Source organism: Minwuia sp. (assembly GCF_048263705.1).
GTDB lineage: Bacteria > Pseudomonadota > Alphaproteobacteria > Minwuiales > Minwuiaceae > Minwuia.
In genome coordinates, this window is sequence record NZ_JBLXDV010000015.1 from 65,239 (window position 1) to 86,202 (window position 20,964).

Genomic DNA, 20,964 nt, shown 5'->3' on the forward strand with positions numbered 1-20,964 from the left:
CATTCGATGTACATTGAGAATTTCTTGAAATATCAATAGTTTGAAAGAATTTCACCGACGATATGAGAATTCAATGTGCCGTGCAGTTAGGCAGTCGGGCGTCATTATTGTGCAACTGCACAATTCATGCGCTACCGACGTTCAGGCTTTGAAGATAGCCGGGCAAATCATTTGGATCGAAAGACAGGCGATCCATGAAGTCATTGGGCGACGCAGCTTCGGTCGCTGCCGGATCGCCTAAGGCGGCTGCCAGCAGATCAGGCCGGTAGACGTCGCGCGCGCGTTCAGCATCGTTGGCGTCATAAGATATCTGACCCCAGCGAACCATCTGGCTGTAAATCCAAAGTCCGCCTGTCCTGGAGGGAAAGTTTACCCCTGCTCCGCCCAAACGGAGAAAGTCCGGCACATGCCTCCGGGTCATATCCGGATGCACGATCAACTGGCCGGCAAACGTACGGCGCAGGATCCGTCTGGGTGCACCAACGAACTCGCCTTCCGACAACAGATCGGTTAATTCGTCGAGATTGTCAGGTGCCTCACACCAATCCGCTGCCCGTTTCAGGCTGCGGAGCAGGCGGTCCAAGACCTGTGTGTTTTCATTGGCCCAATCAGCAGTGAGGCCGAGAACCTTCTCCGGCGCACCTGCCCAGACATCCTGTTTCAACGCGACGATACAGGCGAGGCCAGAATCTACAGCCATGCTTGCCCACGGCTCGCCGACACAGAAGCCGTCGATCTGACCGGCACGCAGGCTGTCCACCATCATGGGTGGCGGTATGACAACCAACCTCACATCCTTGTCCGGATCAGTTCCTGCCGCCGCGAGCCAATAACGCAGTTCATAATTGTGGCTGGAGAAGGGAAAAACCATCGCCAGAACCGGTGGCGGTTCGTCCTCAGCGATACGTCGACGGGTCAACGCGGCCATGGCGCTTGCCGCCTCGATGGACCCGGCCCGCCAGACGATGCCTGTTTCGTCGAGTTCACTTGCCAGCCTGCGACTCAGCACGATGGCGTTGCCGCCGCGACCGAACGAAAAAGGTGCGATCATCGGAACAGTGACGTGCGCGATGCCCAGCGTCGACGCAATGGGCATCCCGGCGAGCATCTGCGCCACATCCAGATGGCCGACATTGATGCGGTCACGAACACTGGCCCACGAAGGTTGTCTCGACAGGATCAGGTCGATGCCTTCGTCAGCAGCAAATCCTCTCCGCGCCGCGACGACAAGGGGAGCGCTGTCGGCCAACGGCACAAATCCGGCACGCACAGGGATCAGCCCGGGCTTGCCGAAGGTCTCAGATCTGTTCATGGCCTCTGTTCCTCATGGCTCGGAACCTATGCGGCGGAACTCGACCGCGTTCGTCGTTCTGGCGCGCGCCGTTGTACGCCGTTCCTGAACTGCAGCTCTTCCCTGAACCACAGACCTGTATGTCAGCCGAGCAAGTCGGCTGCCGTGATCACGCTGCGCGCGATTTCTGCGATCTTCCTCTTCTCGTTCATGGCCGTCGTCCGCAACAAGGCGTAGGCGGCCGGTTCGTCGATCTGCCGGGACTGCATCAGAATGCCTTTTGCGCGATCGATGACCTTGCGATCCTCAAGCGCACCTTTGGTTCTTTCCAGTTCGTTGCGGAGCTTGGCAAAGGCATTGAAGCGGCTGATGGTCATATCGACGATCGGCTTCACTCGGGATTTCACCAGTCCGTCCACGATGTAGGCCGATACGCCGGCCTCGACGGCCTCATCAATCATCGCGCGGTCCGAACGGTCGACAAACATCGCGATGGGACGGCGGACATCGCGGCTGACTTGGAACATCTGCTCGAGGACATCGCGACTGTGATCCTCCAGATCGATCAGAATCACGTCCGGATCAATTGCGAAGATGCGCTGCAGCAGATCACCTGTGTCCGTGATCAGGGTGATATCGACTTCGCCCGCGTCTTGCAGGCCATCGATGAGGATTGCCGCCCGGATCGGGTTGCGGTCAATCACCGCCACTCTTAGCGTGCCATTGTGCATTGCAAAAATAGTATGATGCAACGCACAAAGTTCGGTCAAGCGCGTTCGTTTGGTACCGCGCACAAAATGCGGTGACGTCCGTTTATCCGGACGAGGATCCTGAAGCCTGAAAATACGACCGAATACAGGGAGACACCATATTGCATACTTCATGCGACCATCCGTAAAGCCAGGGACGGCCACGGACTTTTTCAGTTGTAGCTTGAGCAATAACGTTTGGTTGATGCCTTCGCGAACCAGGGCGCTGTGATTTGATAGCTATATCCCGTCAGGCTATGCTGCTTGAGCTGAAGCATGAACCATCCGGACCATGTCGGATGGTCGATTTTTTTGGACAGGGTTTGCCACGGAGCGAACACAAACAGATGAGTTGACTGATACTTTCTGAGATGGACTGGATTTGACGCTACCGAAGAGCACACCGTACGGTAAATGCCGTGCGGTTCGTCCGTACCTAGGAATTGATCTCATCATCAAACCATGAAATCAGATAACCAACTAAACCGAATTCGGACTTTTTTGCCTTGGAGACGCTGCATGGGCGACCAACCTCACCCCGTTGACGTTCATGTGGGTAGCCGCGTGCGTCTATGCAGAACGCTTAAAGGCTTGAGCCAGCAGAAGTTGGCGCAGACTCTTGGCCTGACCTTCCAGCAGGTCCAGAAATATGAACGCGGTGCAAATCGGGTCAGCGCCAGCAAACTTTTTGAGCTGAGCCAGATTCTTGATGTACCGGTGGCTTTCTTTTTTGAAGACATCAAGCCCGATGGCGCTGCGGGTGCCGAAAGCAGCGAGGGTTCGAAGGACACTGACAACGAGGCGCTGGACACCACCAAACTGTTTCGCAGGGAGATCCTGGAACTGGTCAGGGCCTACGACAAGATCTCCGAACCAATTGTCCGTAAGCGGATTTATGATCTTGTGAAATCCGTAGGCCCTGCCGATTAGCTGGTTGTGTTGCGGCAGAAGAGGCCGCAGATTGACCTCTCATGTCACCGGATCAGCAAGCGTTATTCAACGAAGCGGCGTGCGCACTGGGCGGCGGAGAGATCTCGGCCCGAGCCGCAAGCTTTCTGAATTGGCTCGATATTGCCAAGGCGTCTGATCTTGAAGCCCCGCAGGACTTCATACGCCTGCTTCTTTTTGCGCAAAGACTGGAACGTCTTTTCGAGCTCCCTGTGCCAGACGCTCCCGGTATTGCAGCTTTCGGTGCCGAGATCGCGTGTGGTGGCAGAGAAGCATCAAGACCGATTGTTTTCGGTGTTTCGGGTATTGGGGTGAACCGGCACGATGCGTTCAGAAGTTGCGTCGCCGAAGCGATCGAGATCCAAAGCCAGTTCCGACCCAAGAACGCCCCTCGCGGCACGAAGGGTATTGTGAATTCTGATGTGAGAGACATGACTTCGCCTCATCTAGACTGGCGGAGCCAAGCCAATGGATCCATCGACTTCGTCGAGAGCCGGGAAAGGCTCGACTCCGTGTCAGCGTTGCCGGCGACGCTCTGTTATCGGAATGAAAGTCTGAGCGGGCCGAGGCCACGTTACAAGATCGGCATTGGTTGCGCTGCGGGCCGGTCATACGAAGATGCGAGAATGCACGCTGTTCTTGAATGGGTCGAACGTGATTCAGCAGCGCTGTGGTGGCAGGGCTTGAGAAAGGCCCGACCGATCTCAAGTGAAGCGGTCGCGAGGACCGGGATAGCCGACCTGATCGGGCAAGCCCGTCTGGAGAACTCGGCACGTCGCTCGTGGTTTCTTGACATTTCCCGGTTTCCGACAATTCCGGTAATCGCGGCAGTTTCCATGCACAAAGACGGTACCGACTTCGCCTTCGGCCTCGGTGCGGGCACAAGCACTGCTGCTGCGCTGAAGGCGGCGTTTCTGGAACTCTGCCAGATTGAACTCGCTGACCGCATTGTGCAGGAAAAGTTGAAACAGCGTAGCGACAGCGAACTGAACGAAATGGATCGTATTCATCTCGCGCGCCGAACGAACGTAGAGCCCGGCTGGGATATCCTCCACCCGAAGGGTACGCCCAACGCGCTGATTGAGGACGGGGATCCCTGGGAGGAACTTGTTCGGGCAGGTGTAAGACTGTTCGAGATGGACCTTGCTCAGGATCAAATAGGCGTTCCGGTGGTCAGAATCTGGACGCCGGATCTCCAGCCAATGCCCGCAGAATTTCAACTGAGTCACGTCTCGGAATCTCGGCAATTGAATATTCATGAGGTTCACAACCATCCCGACCTTCGTCTAATCTGATCGTTACAGGGCGTGGAGGGCTACGTTGCCAGAGAATGGTGGCGATCATCGAATTTGTCCGGAGAAGAAGCCAAGGTTGTTTGCACAACTGCTTGGGTCGCCTCGCTTTTTCGTGGGCGGATATGAGGCCGATGTTCGTTTTCGCAAAGACAAGGCTTTCCTGACTTATCTTTGCTTGAATGGGGGCGGACCTGTCGCACGCGCGCAAGTCGTGCGGTTGCTCTGGGAGGATGATGATCCGCAAAAGGGTCAGACATCGTTTCGCCAGACGCTCTTCCGTGTCCGAAAAGCGCTGACTGCTGCGGGCTGTGAGTGTCTGACGACCAATGCTGTCACAGTCGCGCTCAATCCGGGCCAGTTTGTTACCGATCTCGATGAAATTCTGACCAGTCTCAGATCAGACCAGCCAACGTTCGAACGGCTGTCAGCGAGTGAGTGCCTGTCAGACAGGCTTGGCGAAGGGCTGGATGAGGTTGGAGAGAGCTTTTTCGCGACGCTGAGGGCCCAGCGGCACATTGTGCATGTCCGTCTGGTGTCGGCTCTCGAAGACTGCCTGGAGAAAGCATCTGAAAGCCCTCTACGCACTGAAGCAGCGCAAGCCCTGATCAACCTCGACCCGAGCCACGAACTGGCCTGCCGCGTGCTGATGTCGGACCGGGCATCCAGAGGCGATATTGCCGGAGCGATATCGATCTACAACGAACTCTGGAGTGTCTTGTCGGACGAGTTCGATACCGAACCTTCGATCGAAACGCAGTCGCTTCTGGCGCGCGTGAAGCTCGATCGCTTCACATCTGATTTCATTCCGTCAATGTCTGGCCTGGTGAAACCCGGGGCGGCACCAGCGGTCACGGCGGCTGGCAACGACTATCTGGATCGCGGCCCGGTTCTCGTGATGGGCGAGTTTGATATTTACGGTGGCGATTCCCAGGCGGACGGACTCGCACAGGCCTTTCGGCACGATCTGCTGTCGCGTCTTGTTCGCTTTCGTGAATGGTCTGTACTTGATCAGATGCCATCAGGTCGGCCGAAAGCTTCAACCTTTCTGCTCTCAGCGACAATCAGCCAGGCTGAAAACGGTAGCCGCGTGGCATTGACCCTCAAGCAGGCCAGTTCATCCAGATACGTGTGGAGCGAGTATTTCGATATTGAGGATGGAAACCTTCTCGATCGGCAGACCGAGCTTGTCGGTCGCATCGCCCTGGCCCTCAACGTACATGTTTCAGCAGATCGGCTGGAACGTATTGCGACGATACCGCATGTCACGCTGGACCTGTATGATCGACTGCTGGTCGGTCAAAGGCTCAACTTTGCCTGGGATCGTTCGAAGTCCGACAAAGCCGCCGACCTTTTCCGCGACCTGATCGCTGAAAAGCCCTTCTTTGCGCCCGCCTACAGCGCGCTTGCGCAACTCATCAATTCACGACACATCATGTTTCCAGGAACTTTCAGGAACAGCGCGCAACTCGATTTTTCCGATCATCTCGCGAAGGTTGCGCTTCGGCTCGACCCCCTGGATACACGTTCCTATCTATGTTCGGGCTGGTCGATGGCACTCCAGAACAGATTTGACGAAGCGTATCAGGCGTTTCGTATGGCCTACGATCTGAACGAGAACGATCCATGGACATCGGTTTCCGCGCCTGCCGGGTTTTGCTTTTGCGGGGATCATGAGCGCGCTGCTCAGCTGGCGGAACGCGCGCTGAACATGGGGCTCGTCGCCTCGCCCTTGCAATGGAGTTACAACGTCGTCATCTGGTTCACGTGCGGTGACGATCAGAAAGCGATCAAGGCCTTCGAGCGTTCGAATGGCGGATTCTTCGGTGTCGAAGCCTGGCATACGGCGGCACTGGTACGAGCGGGGCGTAGTGATGAAGCGCGGCAGCAGTATGCGCAGCTCATCGAGAATATCCAGGCCCGATGGACAGGCCCCGAACCGCCGACTTCCGATGAGGCTGAACGCTGGATCACCCAGTGTTTTCCCATTGGTGACCCAGCAACGAAATCACGCTTTCTGGAAGCACTTTCAGTCGCTGGTTATCGGCACTGATCACATGCAGATGGAAATTGTGTAGTCGGCGACCCGGCTCAGAAAGAACTCCGTGTGGCTTAGACCCTCGTCACCGCAGACCATATCTGCGTAGAAAGGTGGCACCTGATATCGAGTGCCACCTTCCTTGTCCTGCTCCGCAAAACGTTGCAGCGATCGCTTGATCATCTTCTCCGGCGGCAGCCTGAGATAAAACACTTCCTGGTTCGGCTGCACGACGTGGATTGCCTTCATACGGGGTGGCACGCGCGCGATGTCCGGCTCGACGATCGATTTGAACTCTTCAAGACTTTCGGGCCATGGCTTCTCGCCAAGCGCCCAGTCAGCAATCAGCCGTCCAAAAGCACCATAGTTTACAATTTCCAGCCGGCCGAACATGCCATCGAATTCGTCGTTCATCTATTTCTCTCCTCGAATGCGGGGGTTGATCAGATCAATGGCAGCGCCTGATCGCCGAAGACCTTGTCCTCGACATGCATGTGCTGATTCACCCAACGGATCAGCTGGTCCATGGACTGCGGTATGTCAGGTCCGAAGACTTCTGCAGCCGATGCTGCCTGCTCCTCTTCGCCGTGATGTTCATCCAGCGCCCGAAAGAAGGTTTCGGCGAGCACGATTGAACCCAGCGGCCCGACATGCTGCCCCTTCGCTGCGACGGCAGCTTCCAGAAGGTAGTAAATGTTGGGTGGCGGATTGTTGACAAACTCATCCTTGAAGGCCTCGACGCTCTCGGAGGCGTTCTCGGCAATCCAGGTCCGCAGCGCTTTCCGTCGAACGTCAACATCAGAAATCCAGGGGCTTGTGCTGGCCAACTCCGGCGACCGATCGCACACCATCCGTGCCAGTGCTTCGATTTTCAGAACACCCGATGTCGCGGCTCTGAGCAGATCCCGGTAGGCGAGCCCCACCGGTTCGGCATCGTCACCGGCGGGAAACAGGTTTTGATCGTGAAGTGCAGCAACGTACTTTGGTGAGATTCGCCGTGCATGCTGCGGCTTGTCCGCAACGCCAGTAATCTCGAAAAACCTAGCCCAACGGACGATCCATTCAAATTGCAGCGGTGTCTGCCGCGGCATTCTGAATGAGCTGTTGCGCATGATCTCGGGGAAGTTGTGCGCCCGTCCGGCCCCGAAATCATATTCGGAACGAACCATGGCATGGCCGACCCGATACGCAGCATTCAGAAAGTCCGGTGTCAGCACGCTGCCCTTGGGCGGATCCAGCACAAAACGCCCCGGATCATTGGACTGTTCATAGTATTTGCGTACAGCGGGATCGAGAAGGTGCGCCAACAAGTCGTGCCGCACAATCTTTCGATAAACGAAGATCACGGCATTGCGTGCGGTGACGAAATTGTTGGCGCTATCGAGTGGATCGGAAGGCTTTTCACTCCACTCAATGAGATCAAGGACCGTGTTGTGGGTGAGTTGCAGAAGCGCAGTCAGTTGCGACAGGATCGCATGGTCATCATTCCGATCGTCTGCCACCAGCGGACAACCGTATTCCTGGCTGAACCGAACCTCTCTGATCCGGCCGATGTCGCGGCGTGGGCATCGACTGGAGTCTCTCGACCAGTCGTTGACCGCATGACCGACGCCATCCAGGCGGAACCGGGTTCTTGGCCAGTGTGCGAAACGCACGCCAGGTTGATTGGATGCACGCTCGAAAATCTTCGAATCCAGTTCCGGCGTGCGACCGTACAAGGTTTCCAGTGCCAAAGGCCGGGAGCGTTCATTTTTGGTCTTCGCCGGATCACGCAACGACGGTGCCGTGCTGTCGCCGACGAACAGGTCATGACTGGCAAGCTGGCCGAGGTAGGTATAGCCAGACGGGATATTCGGATTGTAGGGCGTTTGCTTCTCCGACCATGGATAGTTCTGCTGCATCCGTTCGTTGAGATAAGAGAACAAGGAAATGGTGCGCTTGATGTCCGTATGGCCCGGGTTGTCTCGGCATTCAACGCCGACGTAGATGTCTGGATTGACGGCAGGCCCGGAGCCCTTGTCATCGCCTTTCATCTTGCTCTGGTGCTGTCGGCAAGCGTGATTGCGAAGACTGTCGCTGATCATGGAACTGTGCATTTTGTTGCCCCTCTGCTGTCACGACAAAGGGTGAATGCACCGCGTGAATTTTGCGTTATTTGCTGTTGCGATGGCGTTTGTCGGGTGGACCGATTAAAATCTACGGTAACTCCGGTTTACTCGTCGTGTGAGGCGGCTGAGTATTTTTAGCGTGAGAGAGGATCCCGAATTGTCAAAGTTGCACGGGAGATATTGCTTAGATGCAGGTTCGTCTGCTGACAGCCGCATTGGTTGTCGTCGCTATCGCCAGATCGGTGTCCGCATTTGCGGACGTCCCGCCGGTACTTCTCGTCGAGAATCAGGCGAAAGGCATATCGCTCCGACTCCATCGCGACGCCCTGGAAGCTCTGCCGGAAACCGCTGGCCTCATCACTTCGTCACCCTGGCAAATCGAAGCCGCCCAGTTCCGGGGCGTCTATCTGGAACACGTACTGAAACTGGCCGAGATCAACACAGGCAGCGATGTAAATCTGTATGCATTGAACGACTATCGCGTTCAATTGCCAAGCGACCTCAGAAACAAGGCCTTTCTTGCCTGGGCGATCAGCGATGAGTACCTGCAACCTGAGGACAAGGGCTACTTCTGGATTATTTTTGATTTCGATTCCATGTCGAAAGCCGAGACCAAAGCCATACAGAGTTACTCCATATGGCAACTTTACCGCATAGAGAGTCCGAGAGAATGACATTCACGCCCTGAACTGGAACCACAATGCCCCGACTGCTCAACTGGAAGGTTTTTTTGGCGGTACTGGGATGTTTCTGTGTGCTTTCGTTTGTCACGTTCGTTGTCCAGATTATCGTGCTGAACAAGCAACAGAATGTGGACTCGCTACACGAATATGTGTGGGCCATTGAGGAGTTGCGCGTCGAATATTATCAGACGCTTTATCTTTTCAAGAAAGTCAGCCGTGGGGAGCCAACCGAATTTCCCCAGGCCCGGCTCTTTCAGGATCCAGCCCGCGGTCTGCTTCATCTACGAATGGACGTGTTGTCAAGCCGGACGGCACGTCTGTCGGACGATGTCATATTAAGGCGTATGGCGGCAGATCAGGAATACGAGCGGGTCGTCCGTCGCATCGAGTCCGATATCGCTGCAGCGGCCCGACTTCTGACAGTCGGAGAGCAAATCCAGACCACGGTCATGGCAGAGCGTCTGATTTCAGAACTCAGTCATCTCGAGACAAATCTGAATGAGCTGTCGATCAATCTTGTTCAACAACTGAATCAGCTTGATGCGCTGCGTTTGCGGTCGCTCGCGGGCAGCGTCAGCGTCAGTCAATTCAGCCTGTTTGCATTAATTGCATTCATGGCTGTGAGCCTGTTTTTGGCGATCCGGCTTTCGTCCCGTGAACGCAAACGATCTATCGAACTCGCGAAAACGAATGCGGTACTCGACGCTGCCAACCGCTCGAAGGAACGATTTGTCGCGCAGATGAGTCATGAATTCCGAACGCCGCTGAATGCCATAATCGGCTTTTCTGAAATCATGCGGAACAAGGAAGGACTGCCCAATATAGAGCGGTACGCCGAATACTCCGAAGACGTGCACCAGAGTGCGGTCCACCTCCTCTCACTGGTCAACGAAATTCTGACCTTCTCCGAATTGTCTGCCAATCCGGAACCATTCGAACTGATGCCTGTCGAACTGACTGGATTGATCGAAAACTCCATTCGACTGGTCCATGGCGCTCATGACACGGACAGGATCGCGCTCGCGGGCATGGAAGACGGGCGGCATGTTCAGGCCATGGGCGAGGACCATGCGATCCGCCAGATCGTGCATAACCTTTTGAACAATGCTTCAAAATATGCTGGTTCCGACGCCGATATTCGCGTCGCGCTATTGGATTCTGATCCCGACAAGATCGGAATATCTATCTCCGACACGGGACCCGGTATGGACCCGGAAACCCTTGAGCGCGTCCTCAAACCCTTCGAGCGGAATACGGCAGACGGGAAAACGTTCGAGCAGATCGAAGGCGTCGGCCTCGGCCTGCCCATCTGCTGCCAGCTCGCAGACAGGCTAAACGCCAGGCTTCTGTTCGAGACAGCACCTGGAGAGGGCTTCACGGCCACACTGTGGTTGGCGCGTGTGCCACATGAGACGACCTCGCGCCGGTAAAAGGCCGGCATAATGGCATGGACCCTGGTCCCGGAGGACGATGGCAGCCTAGCCGGGCGAATAGTCATTGTTGCCCACCGGACCTGGCACGGAAAGCGCGAAGCCTTGCATAAGACGGACGCCGAGACCCTGTAAAACTTCCTTCTGCAATTCGGTCTCAACCCCTTCAGCAACGATTTCGACACCCACGTCATATGCGTATGTCACCATGGCCGATATAAGGGCTTTGCGCGAGAGATCGGTTTCCGAGCCATGAATGATTGCAGCGTCGAGTTTGATAATGTCGGGGTGCAGTTCGAGAATATGGAACAGGCTCGCATAGCCAGCGCCGGCGTCGTCCACCGCCAGCCTGAGACCACGTCGCCGGAGCGGGTCGAGCTTCCGGGCAATGGCCCGATAGTTTTCCACGGTCTGGTGCTCGGTAATCTCAACCACAATCCGCGACAACGGCACCTCTGAGAACAATGCCTCGAACCGGTCATCAAGAATGGCATGTGGCGATGCATTCACGGACAGGAAAACCGATCGAGGCAATGCCGGCAAAGTGGCAAGTGCTGTTTCAATGGTCGCCATCTCGAAACGAGGTCCAAGACCCAGTGATGCTGCTTCATTGAACCAGAAATCAGGAGATTTTGCCGGCTGTTGGGCAATCCGGGCAAGACACTCCGCGCCCACTGGCTTGCTCGTGTCCATATCCCAGATTTCCTGATGGAAGAATGAAAACTTTCGTTGATCGATAATCTCGAGAATGATCGCATTACGGCGATCCAGTTCACTCTCCGCCGCTCTCTCGGTATCAATATCGTAGGCGATCATATCTGCGAAAAGTGAGAGCACCCGAAGATCATGCACCGTCATTTGCGCTCTCGGTGCAGCACTGGCGCAGCACAACAGCCCGAATACCGTACCATCCCCGAGAATAACAGGTGAACTGATATGTGCACCGATCGGAATGCTGTGGGTCACGGCCAAGCCGTTGGTGAGTGGCTGGAGGGCGGTGTCCGGCATGACGGACGGAATTTCACGTCTCAGGATGTACGGCGTATAGGTGTCCTGCAGCTTGAACCGGTCGCCTTCCTGAAGAGCCAGTTCAAGAATGTCTCGACGGTCCAATATCTCAAGCATGAGGTTGTCGTCCTCAATCCTTGAGAGATAGGCCAGATCCATGTCCAGGCCGGCACGCACAATCCCGAGTGCCCGACGGGCGTTTCCATATCGTTTCGCCTTAGGCACGATCAAGTCACTCATCGGAAGGCTGCAGATTTGTCTAGAGGAAACATGCTGGCACCTTCTTCAAAACACTCATTGAATCAATCAACTAATCAAAAGCGTACCATCACTGTTGACCGAATTGAAATACCCAAATACCTCAACAGCCCGTTACTCTATCGGCTAATGGTTTAGACAATGTGAATTCGGCAAAATCAGAAGTCACAACGATATCTCTCCGGTCACGTTCCCTGATGAACCGCTCGGGGTGCGTGGCTGATCTCAGCTACGATCCGATGACCTTTCAGACCATAGGAGAGTTTATGCAGGCATCTCGACATGACGGAAATCATCGCCGATTAACAATTGTTGACAATTTGGAGTTGCATATTTTTTAGGCAGCTTCTTCGGAGTGATCCAACGTGATCAGCATCACGTATTTGAAATAGAACAAAAAATTCCTGTTTTGAATTGTCAGGCATCGCCTATTTACAGGCGAGCGAGGTAAAATGATGGCACGCATCTGGACGCCCGACGACCTGCAGCTCTTTCAGGGCAAAACGCTCAGGACAGAGCCCTATTCGAGAAAGTTGATCCGGCCTGCCTTGCGGATCTTGCGGGCGCATCTGGACATGGATGTCGCCTACGTCTCTGAGATCGTCGATGATCAATCGGTGTTTCAGGAAGTCGATGCGCCCGGCCTGGAGCATCTCATCAAACCGGGCGACGCGCGTCCACTGGACCAGGTCTATTGCAAGCACATCATTGACGGCGACATCCCGGAACTCATGCCTGACACGGCGGCCGATCCGATCGCCTGTCAGATGCCCGTCACGTCAGCCGTGCCGATCGGGCGACACCTGAGCGTACCCATCAGGCTGTCCGACGGCAGGATCTACGGCATGTTCTGCTGCTTCGGATTCGAACCGGACACGGCGCTGGGCGTCAGGGATCTGGCCATGCTCAGGGCTTTCGCGGAGCTGATCGCAGATGTCATCGAACAGGAGCTCGTCGCCAATCGGGCGCGGCAGGAAAACGGCGAGAGAATCAGAGGCGTCATCGACAAGAGACAATTTGCCCCGGTCTTCCAGCCGATCTGGAATCTCGAAAAGGGTGGCATGGAAAGCGTCGAAGCGCTGACCCGTTTCTCGGCCCCACCCATGCGCGCGCCTGATTTGTGGTTCCAGGACGCCGCCGAAGCCAATCTGGACGGCGAACTGGAACTGGCGACAATCGCAGAAGCCCTGAAGCATCTCGGCAAGCTGCCATCTGGAACCTGCATGAATATCAATGTCTCGCCGCAGACAGCATCAACTCCCGCCTTTGTGGAAACCTTCTCCAGCATGGATATCAGCCGCGTAATCCTTGAATTGACCGAACACGCCTCGGTCGAGAGCTATGACGCCCTGTCGGAAAGCCTTGCCGCACTTCGGAATCGCGGCATGAGACTGGCCATTGATGATGCGGGATCAGGCTATGCCTGCCTCAGGCACATTCTCGAGCTGAAACCCGATATCGTGAAGATGGACGCCGATCTCATCCGCGACGTCGATCGGGACGTCGCACGGCAGACACTCGTAATGGCGCTTATCAGCTTCTGCGAAGGCATCTCGGTCCGGTTGCTTGCCGAGGGCGTGGAGACTGAGGCAGAACTCAAGGCCCTGTGCCAGCTGGGTGTCAGGGACTTCCAGGGATATCTGCTGGGACGCCCGGTTCCGATCGCTGACCTCGAAGCTTCAATTGACGTAGCGGAGATCGCCTCAGCCTATTGTCGGAAGTACCGCATTGCGCCATCGACGGATCTGTTCGCCGTCGCTCCCGCTTCAGGCGCCGCATGATGCCGGCGGCCGATGAGAGACTGACCGCTATCTGGGTGGAGGTGATCGGGCAAATCCGGCGTCATGAAGACGGGATCGACCGGCTGCTGGTCCGGACGCTGCGGGAAATGATGGACGCAAAGGAATCGCCCAGTTTTCTTCAGAAAGGTCCGGTAAGGCGCAAGGTCGCGCAGCACCCGGATGCTGAAGCCCGGCAGACCTATGCCAGGCTTGACGACCTGGAACTCGACAGGCTTCGCGTGGAAGTCTTCGACCTTACCTCGTCGCGAATGGCGGGATTGGGGACGGCGGAAAAGCATGCGGTGATCAACGGGTCCGAGGCTCTGCTGCGCGCCTATTTCGACAAGGTGTTCGAGAAGGTCGGCGCGATTGACCGACGTATTCTGGATCCCGGGACCGAAACGGATGGTGCCAACGTCGGAGCCGTCTTTTCTGGTTTACAGCTGAAGACATCGGTGCTGGATCAGGCGACAGCGCTGAGAGCAGCAATAGGGCCGCCGCCTCCCGATCAGCGATATCTCAACCGCGCGCTCGAATCTCTGAAAGGGCAATTCGCCGCTCTCCTCTGATCAAGCAACCCTCGGGGAGCACCCAACCGCCATGAGCAGCAAATACATTCCTAAAGTCAGGGTTCCGGTGATGCTGGCGTTTGCGGACGGCACCGCGCTGGACGGCAATGTCTATATTCTGGCAACCGAGCGAGTGCTCGACATGCTGAACCAGCACGAGCACTTCTTTCCGCTCGAACTGAGCGATGGCGATATTCATCTGATCAGCAAACGCGAAGTGTTGTGGGTCAAACCGCACGACAACGGCGGGTGACCGACAACATAGACCGAGTGCGTGTTCGCCAAACTTTGCCTGCTGTCAGCCTTTGCGATTGCGGGTGCCGTCCCAAATCCTCATGAAAGACAACGGATTGCGGCGCACAACCTGAAGGCGCATTTTTTTATAGGTAATCTGCCACTACAGCCGTAGCCTGTGTCAGGCAATCGATGAGGGCAGACATGGCCAGAAGACGCGCGCCGAGAAGCATCGAATTTCACGTCAGAGATCGCGACGGTGACACACCCGAACTGGTTGATGTGCGCTATTCACACGCCGCGCCTCTTGACCCGTGGCACGAGCCGCGACGGCCTGAGCACGCCGGTTGCTGGGTCGAACTTCTGGATGGCCGCGGCAATGTCCTGTTCCAGACCGCCGCGCCTTCCTTGATGACGGCCATCCCGTTTGGCGGCCCCGGACCTGAAGGATATCCGCGCGTGGAACAGTTTCTCGTCAGGCTGCCGATCGTCAGGGGGATGGCGAGTCTGCGGCTGAGCGCATCACCACCGGACGCAAGAGGTGTGCGGCACGATCTGGGCGGCCCGGCCGAGGTGGTCGGGGTGTATCGAGTCCCCGAACATCCCGTCGCCGTGCTGCAGCGGGAGGATTCACCGGTCCTGCCTTTCGACGTCTGCGGCGATGGCCGGGGTCAGGTAGTGGGCATGACGACACTGCTCAGTCACGGCCCCTCCGAAGATGTCTTCAATCTGGCGATCCTGGCCGAAGGATTCAAAGCCGATCAGCAGGACAGGTTCATGTCGCTGGCGCGGCGGGCGGTCAACACGCTGATGGGCACGCCGCCGCTTCGCCGCGCGGTGAATGCGCAGAACATCAACATCCACGCGATCCGCGTTGCCTCGAAATCGGACAAGTTCAGCGAACCGGATCAGCGCTACTTCGGGGTCGTGCATCCCGAAGAAGAATACCCGACGTATATTGAATGGAACCAGTCATGCGTCCGCGCGGTCGGCGACTATTTCGGCATCTCGTTCGACTGGTTGGCTCTGATCGTGAACGAGAGCCGGACGCGCTTTGGCACGGCATACAATCAGCAGTTCGGTCAGTCGATTTCCCAGGGTTGGGAAAGAGTCTTCGTGCATGAATTCGGACATACCGCGTTCGGGTTGCGGGATGAGTACTCAGGTGATCGGGGGTCGTATCCCGGCAGCAACTCGTCGAAGAATCTGACCTCGGAAACCGATCGGGAGAACATTCCCTGGGCCGCGCTGATCGAAGACAACACACCAATACCGACCCTGGGAAATCCCCCGGGATGCACCGATCCGGGACAGCGCCCGAGTCCGGTGGCGCCGGACAAGGTTGGACTTTTTGCTGGCGGTCTGCGGTATGCCTGCGACATCTACCACTCCCAGCACACCTGCATCATGAACAGCAGCGACACCGAGCCGGATTTCTGCCGGGTGTGCTACAACCGGGCCATTGAAGTCTTCCTCGCCGCCCCCAGGGTGATTGTCCCGGTTCCGGCGATCGCGCACTACTCGAAGCTTGATGAAGGCTGGTCCACGCCCAGGGTCGCCGCGGATATCATCGCCCACTATGGTCCTGACAAGAACAGGCCGGATTTCGATGACATACTTGCCGAGTTGCTCTCCGGTAGAGTGGGGCCTGCCCTGCAGGCGCGGCTGGGCGACAGCCATGTCCGGGCGGAAATCGGGGCAACCATCTATCAGGGCGACTATGACGCCGGGAACCGCGCGGGGCACTGGCACCTCTTCTGTCACATCTATCCCGATTATCCACATTCAATCAACGGCACGGTCTTCGTTTTCACGGGCACGACCGAACTGTCGACGGTGTTCGGATTCCATACGATCGACCTCGTCGATTTTCCGAAACTCACTCGGTTCGACAGCGTTCCATTGGGCATAGACACGATCCTGTTCGCCGCTTCAGGCAACGTCCTGGAGTCGGGTCGGCTGGATTCCCAGGCACGGTTGCAAGGCGACGGAATGCAGATCCAGTTTGCCGATGGGCTTGAATCAGAGGTAACCGACGTTTCGTCGGTGGAGATTCGTCCCCGCGCGTTCGTTTCCGTGGTCGATGCGTTGCGGGTCAAGATGGGCGTTTACCAGTTTGCGAGCGAAAGCTGGTCCGCCGAGGGCTTCGTCACCCTGGCTGCAGACCCTGATCGGGAGTTTCGCACCGTTCGCAGCACTGTGACCGATGGAAAGGTTGCGGTACTGAGTTCCGCTGACGACGGACTGCATGTCGGTGTCTGGGACGCAAAGCTCCGGGCCTGGACCGGACCGGCGGTTGCAGGGCCCGCCGCCTCCAGCCCGGTGACGCAATTCGACATTGCGGCAATCGGCACGAGGCTCGCCGTGGTCTGGTACGAGATCGACGCCGCCCGCCTGATGCTTAGCATCGCCGAGATCGACAGTCTCGACTGGAGCGCGCCGACCGATATGACGGAGCGATCCGGATTCCCGGCCGACGCTGTCATCACCGATCTCGCAGCAGCAGCGCTCGATCCGAATCTCCACATTGTCGCGCTGGCCGATGATAAGGCGTTGCACGCGATCGGCGACATCTCGCTTTCCGCCTGGCAGACATTTGCCGAGGTGCCAAGCCTTTTGCCACTGCAGAACACGATCGCGGCGCTGACACTGCACGCCGACGATCCGCAACTCTTTCTCGGACTGTCCGAGGGCCGGCCAATTTCAGAGGAAACCGAGGGGGACTGATCCATGTCGAAAAACAGGGTGACGGGGAAGGTATTGAGCGCCGTCGCGATCCGCTATCTCTCCGAGGAGATGGAAAAGGGACGCTACACAGCCCAGCCGTCGGGCGCCGTCTCCGCAAACACCGAAACAGATATCTTCGTTGCCGAGCCGCTGGCCAACGCGTTGGACGGTGCCGTCGGCAGCAACAAGTGGATGGCCAGTGACGGAACGATCTTCGAGTTCACCTTCAACAACTTCCATCACGACAATCAGGCGAGCGCAAACATGTCCGACGTTGGCGGCCCCTGGATGCTGCCCAAGCCGGATTACCCGGCGGAGGGCTGGGACTGGACCGTGACCTACAAGATCGACCATACCTCAGCCTTTTGTGATGCGCCGGTGTTTCCCGATGACCTGATAGCCGCCGACAAGTGCGACTCCTTCAGCGAAGACCTGGTCCGACGATGGATCGGGGAGCGTAGCTCGATCACTCTGAGCGATGTGCTGCAGCACGCGTCAATCCACGCCGAGGCTAAGTTATGGTGCGCCGCACATACGCTTTTCCTCACCAGTCGATCAAAGCGATTGCTCTTGGCTGACCTGGCGAAGAGCATTGATCCTGAAAGAGGACCAGCATCTGATCTGCGTGCTCAAGCCGCTGAATTGAATGAGGCGGCTGCGGTGGACGAGGCCGCGCCAGCAGCGTTCCGCAAGGTCGCCGAGCAGATCGACGCGCTGCGTGGCAATGATGCCGGCGCCGGCTTTGCCGCCCTCAGCGCCATGGCGTCGGAGAACGCCGACATTGCCTGGTCCAACGCTGTCTACGCATACGTCGGCGCTCCGGATGATGCAGACGGGGAAGCGAATGCCCGCGCCATAATCGCGCTCGTCGAAGCCCGGCTTTAACAGACCTGATCCGGGCCTTCAGGAGAACATGCGGATCATTCCTGACTTTGATCAGTGAAGTGCACATGATCGACTGAAGATGAAAGCTGGAATAAAAAAGTAGGCTTATCGAAGGTGAGTGGCCGGGCTGTGCACGCCCGGCCACCCTACTCCTGCAATCAGGAGTGTCGGATAGGTTCGTCCCGGCTGTTCAGCCGTTCCTGAAGCCAGTCCAGCACTTCTTCCTCAACCCATCCCACTCTGTTCGGGCCGATTTGAACCCGCCTGGGGAACTTCCCGGCCTTTTCCAGTCGTGCGACATGTTGCGGTGAGTACAGGACCAGTTCCTTGAGCTGACGCTTCGACAGTATCCTCATCACGATGCTCCATGTTGGAGAAGCATCGCGATGCCCCTGGTTACGACAATACCCACGGGTGCAGCGATGGTATCAGTCGGCGGCCTTGGACGCGAGCACTTGAGGGGTCTTGCCACATAGCGTCGTAAGGAAATCCGCCCACGCCTCCACTGCTGCACGCTTCTCGTCGGCGAAATCGTGACGTTGATATACGGCCACGATGCCCCCGAATGTCCCGCTCGTATGGTTCAGGAGCTTCTCAACTACATGAATGCCGACGCCGAGGCGCGCCATCCCGGAGGCCGCCGTGCGTCTCAGATCGTGAAGGCGCCAGGGCGCGAGTTCCACGTTCTCTGGGTCGTCTCCCCGATCCTCGGCCATGCGTCGGAGTTCGACAAGCATCGCCGCATCCAGCCTGTTCTTTGCGCGGCCGAATCCCGAAACGGGCCGCTCCTTCTCCTCGTTCTCGATTTCACGGGCAAATCGTGCGGGGAAGAGAAGGCTTGAGTGCTCCTTGCTATCGAGCTCGGCGATCAGATTGAGGGCTGCCTGGCTCAGCGGCACGTCATGGGGCTTGCCGTTCTTTGTCCGCTCACCGGACAAGCGCCACAACTTGTCCGGCAGATCGATCTCAGCCCAAGCCGCCGAGGCGACCTCGTCGCGTCGCTGGGCTGTGAGGAGCAGCAATCGAAAGACCGTTCCGAAAGGATCGCCCGCCCTATCGCATCCCCGAAGAAACGCGCGCAGTTCATTATCCGTCAGAACCCGATCGCGCGCCCGCTCCTTCGCCGGCGGTTTGATGCCGGTCACTGGGGAAGTGTCTATCAGCCCTCGCTCAACTGCCCATCCAAACAGGCGCCGGACATTCGCCAATATGCGGTTCACGCCAACGGAAAGGCCTTTCTCTTCGGCCTTGTCGAGAACCTCAAGAATGTCCTTCCGTCCGATGTCCTTGATCTCTCGATTACCGATGACCGGATAGAGATGCCGCTCAAACATGCGAACGACCTCATCAGCAGTACGATTCCGTGGCCGATGCCATTTCTCAATGAACTGCTCCGCGACCCTCTGGACTGTGTCGGGTTCACGACGTCGAGCCTCAAGCCTTTCAGCGGCGGGGTCCCTGCCGAACTCCACCTCGTTTCGTGCATCCCGCCAGGCCTGTCGCGCCTCGGCAAGCGACATTGCCGGCCAGCTCCCGAGCTTCATTCGGCGCTGCTTGTCGCGCAGCCGATAGAAGAAGACCCAGCTCTTCCGTCCCCCATACGAGATCCGAAGGGCAAGCCCCGGATAGCCCTTATCGAAGTTGTCTTCCTGACCTTGTGCCGGCGGCTTGAGCCGCTCGACAACCGCAGCATTGAGGTTTCGTTTTGGCATCGCTTCAGGCTCCTTTGAGCTTCAAACCGACACTAGGATATTTCATAATAGGTAACAATAGGTAACACACCAGCGCCGCTCTGGGATGCGCGCGCATGTTCAGCTATGTGCAAGGTTCGAGGTAAAATTGTTAATTTTCAATCTATTATATGATGTCAATGCGATGACATGAGAACCTATGTTTTATCCCGTCAAAAGACTGAAAATCCGCGTGTCGGTGGTTCGAGTCCGCCCCTGGGCACCATTTCTTTCGACGATCCGGCAAACATCCAGTGCTTGCCCTCTCCCGTTCAGGCGCGCGAGGGCATCAGACCCCGATCTGACTTGAGTGAAGTTCCTGGCCAGCCCGTGACAGTTTTCAATTGCGCGTGCACCGGATATCTCGAACCCTGACACCGCTTGCCGATCGCAGATGGAGATGATCTCTTCATCCCTCAATCCAACCGGGACCCGATCATGACCGATGGCAAAGATCTCAGCGACCTTGTCGGCATTCTGGCGACTGCCCGTCTGGAAAACCGGCAGATTCACACATTGGACAACGCGCTTCTGCCGGATTCCACACAGCACGGATATGACATTGCGGAAGATGTAACCCGCGAACTGGGCTGGACGCCGCTGGGGTGGAAGGTTGCGGGAACGACACAGCAGGTACGGGAAAAACTGAAAATCGACAGCCCGATCTACGGTCGGTCGTTTCGGCGTTTCCGCGTCGAATCGCCTGTCGAACTGGATGCGAACGGCCTGCTGGATCCGCTGATTGAATGTGAGTTCTTCGTCACGCTGGCGCGGGACCTTGCACCCCGCGATGATTCCTGGCGCTACGAAGATATTCTGGATGCGGTCCACGAGGTGCACGCCGGCATCGAAGTCGCGGAATGTCGGTTGCGCGATCCACAGAGCTTCGGCCTGCCAGCCATCCTGGCGGATGGCGCAGCGTCCGGACGGTACGTCTATGGCGGCCTTCTGCCCGCCTGGCGGGACACGCGGCGCGACATGCCGGTGACCCTGGAAGTGGACGGCGTGCTGAAACGCTCCGGGTCTGGACGGGATGTGATGGACGACCCCATCGCGCCGCTTCACTGGCTTGCGGAGACACTGCGCGCACGCGGGATGGGTCTGAAGGCTGGCGAAATGATCAGCACAGGATCATGCACAGGCATGTATCCGGCACGTGCCGGTCAGCACGTCGTCGCGCGGTTCGGCACAGCGGCCTCTGTTGAAATCCGGTTCTGAGCGTTCCCGGACGGC

The 20,964-nt window shown here is 57.3% G+C and carries 18 protein-coding genes; 11 read left to right on the top strand and 7 right to left on the bottom strand.

Features of this window, described 5'->3' with window-relative positions; genetic code table 11:
* Positions 1-124: 124 nt before the first annotated feature.
* Both ACN0X7_RS17835 and ACN0X7_RS17840 read right to left on the bottom strand, forming a co-directional pair.
* The gene (locus ACN0X7_RS17835; RefSeq protein ID WP_417519773.1) at positions 125-1,312 is read right to left on the bottom strand and encodes a CmpA/NrtA family ABC transporter substrate-binding protein; all 1,188 of its coding nucleotides are present in this window, start codon (positions 1,310-1,312) and stop codon (positions 125-127) included.
* Positions 1,313-1,434: 122 nt separating this feature from the next.
* On the bottom strand, positions 1,435-2,022 hold the full coding sequence (locus ACN0X7_RS17840; protein ID WP_417519814.1) for an ANTAR domain-containing response regulator: 588 nt from the start codon (positions 2,020-2,022) through the stop codon (positions 1,435-1,437).
* 537 nt (positions 2,023-2,559) lie between these two features.
* On the opposite strand from ACN0X7_RS17840, the gene ACN0X7_RS17845 reads away from it, so the two are divergent.
* Genes ACN0X7_RS17845 through ACN0X7_RS17855 form a run of 3 tightly spaced genes read left to right on the top strand, consistent with a single transcriptional unit; the run spans position 2,560 to position 6,333 of the window.
* Entirely contained in the window at positions 2,560-2,970 is a 411-nt protein-coding gene (locus tag ACN0X7_RS17845) for a helix-turn-helix domain-containing protein (RefSeq protein WP_417519775.1), read from the top strand.
* Between the two features lie 41 nt (positions 2,971-3,011).
* A complete protein-coding gene (locus ACN0X7_RS17850) occupies positions 3,012-4,283 on the top strand; it encodes a YcaO-like family protein (protein ID WP_417519776.1) in 1,272 nt (423 codons plus the stop codon).
* A 25-nt stretch (positions 4,284-4,308) separates the two neighbouring features.
* A complete protein-coding gene (locus ACN0X7_RS17855) occupies positions 4,309-6,333 on the top strand; it encodes a BTAD domain-containing putative transcriptional regulator (RefSeq protein WP_417519777.1) in 2,025 nt (674 codons plus the stop codon).
* Here ACN0X7_RS17855 and ACN0X7_RS17860 read toward each other — a convergent pair whose 3' ends face one another.
* Both ACN0X7_RS17860 and ACN0X7_RS17865 read right to left on the bottom strand, forming a co-directional pair.
* The gene (locus ACN0X7_RS17860) at positions 6,334-6,732 is read right to left on the bottom strand and encodes a hypothetical protein (protein WP_417519779.1); all 399 of its coding nucleotides are present in this window, start codon (positions 6,730-6,732) and stop codon (positions 6,334-6,336) included.
* A gap of 29 nt (positions 6,733-6,761) precedes the next feature.
* Positions 6,762-8,402: a peroxidase family protein gene (locus ACN0X7_RS17865; protein ID WP_417519780.1), complete on the bottom strand. Its 1,641-nt coding sequence runs from the start codon at positions 8,400-8,402 to the stop codon at positions 6,762-6,764.
* A 212-nt stretch (positions 8,403-8,614) separates the two neighbouring features.
* Between ACN0X7_RS17865 and ACN0X7_RS17870 the strand changes: the two genes are divergently transcribed.
* Complete coding sequence (locus tag ACN0X7_RS17870) at positions 8,615-9,100, top strand: hypothetical protein (protein WP_417519782.1); 486 nt, start codon at positions 8,615-8,617, stop codon at positions 9,098-9,100.
* Positions 9,101-9,126: 26 nt separating this feature from the next.
* Positions 9,127-10,539 (top strand): sensor histidine kinase, encoded by a 1,413-nt coding sequence (locus ACN0X7_RS17875; protein ID WP_417519784.1) that lies wholly within the window; start codon positions 9,127-9,129, stop codon positions 10,537-10,539.
* A 48-nt stretch (positions 10,540-10,587) separates the two neighbouring features.
* Here ACN0X7_RS17875 and ACN0X7_RS17880 read toward each other — a convergent pair whose 3' ends face one another.
* Complete coding sequence (locus tag ACN0X7_RS17880) at positions 10,588-11,787, bottom strand: EAL domain-containing protein (RefSeq protein WP_417519786.1); 1,200 nt, start codon at positions 11,785-11,787, stop codon at positions 10,588-10,590.
* Between the two features lie 470 nt (positions 11,788-12,257).
* On the opposite strand from ACN0X7_RS17880, the gene ACN0X7_RS17885 reads away from it, so the two are divergent.
* From ACN0X7_RS17885 to ACN0X7_RS17905, 5 genes are all read left to right on the top strand, one after another.
* Positions 12,258-13,586, top strand: a complete 1,329-nt coding sequence (locus tag ACN0X7_RS17885) for an EAL domain-containing protein (protein ID WP_417519788.1) — start codon at positions 12,258-12,260, stop codon at positions 13,584-13,586.
* Positions 13,586-14,155: a hypothetical protein gene (locus ACN0X7_RS17890; protein WP_417519790.1), complete on the top strand. Its 570-nt coding sequence runs from the start codon at positions 13,586-13,588 to the stop codon at positions 14,153-14,155. The genes ACN0X7_RS17885 and ACN0X7_RS17890 overlap by 1 nt, the downstream gene beginning before the upstream one ends.
* A 31-nt stretch (positions 14,156-14,186) precedes the next feature.
* On the top strand, positions 14,187-14,408 hold the full coding sequence (locus ACN0X7_RS17895) for a hypothetical protein (RefSeq protein WP_417519792.1): 222 nt from the start codon (positions 14,187-14,189) through the stop codon (positions 14,406-14,408).
* A 440-nt stretch (positions 14,409-14,848) separates the two neighbouring features.
* Complete coding sequence (locus ACN0X7_RS17900; RefSeq protein WP_417519794.1) at positions 14,849-17,116, top strand: M64 family metallopeptidase; 2,268 nt, start codon at positions 14,849-14,851, stop codon at positions 17,114-17,116.
* A 3-nt stretch (positions 17,117-17,119) separates the two neighbouring features.
* On the top strand, positions 17,120-18,001 hold the full coding sequence (locus tag ACN0X7_RS17905; RefSeq protein ID WP_417519796.1) for a hypothetical protein: 882 nt from the start codon (positions 17,120-17,122) through the stop codon (positions 17,999-18,001).
* 158 nt (positions 18,002-18,159) lie between these two features.
* Here ACN0X7_RS17905 and ACN0X7_RS17910 read toward each other — a convergent pair whose 3' ends face one another.
* Positions 18,160-18,357 (bottom strand): helix-turn-helix transcriptional regulator, encoded by a 198-nt coding sequence (locus ACN0X7_RS17910; protein WP_417519798.1) that lies wholly within the window; start codon positions 18,355-18,357, stop codon positions 18,160-18,162.
* Between the two features lie 72 nt (positions 18,358-18,429).
* A complete protein-coding gene (locus tag ACN0X7_RS17915; protein ID WP_417519800.1) occupies positions 18,430-19,713 on the bottom strand; it encodes a tyrosine-type recombinase/integrase in 1,284 nt (427 codons plus the stop codon).
* Positions 19,714-20,169: 456 nt separating this feature from the next.
* Between ACN0X7_RS17915 and ACN0X7_RS17920 the strand changes: the two genes are divergently transcribed.
* Positions 20,170-20,949 (top strand): 2-keto-4-pentenoate hydratase, encoded by a 780-nt coding sequence (locus tag ACN0X7_RS17920; protein WP_417519802.1) that lies wholly within the window; start codon positions 20,170-20,172, stop codon positions 20,947-20,949.
* Positions 20,950-20,964 lie beyond the last annotated feature (15 nt).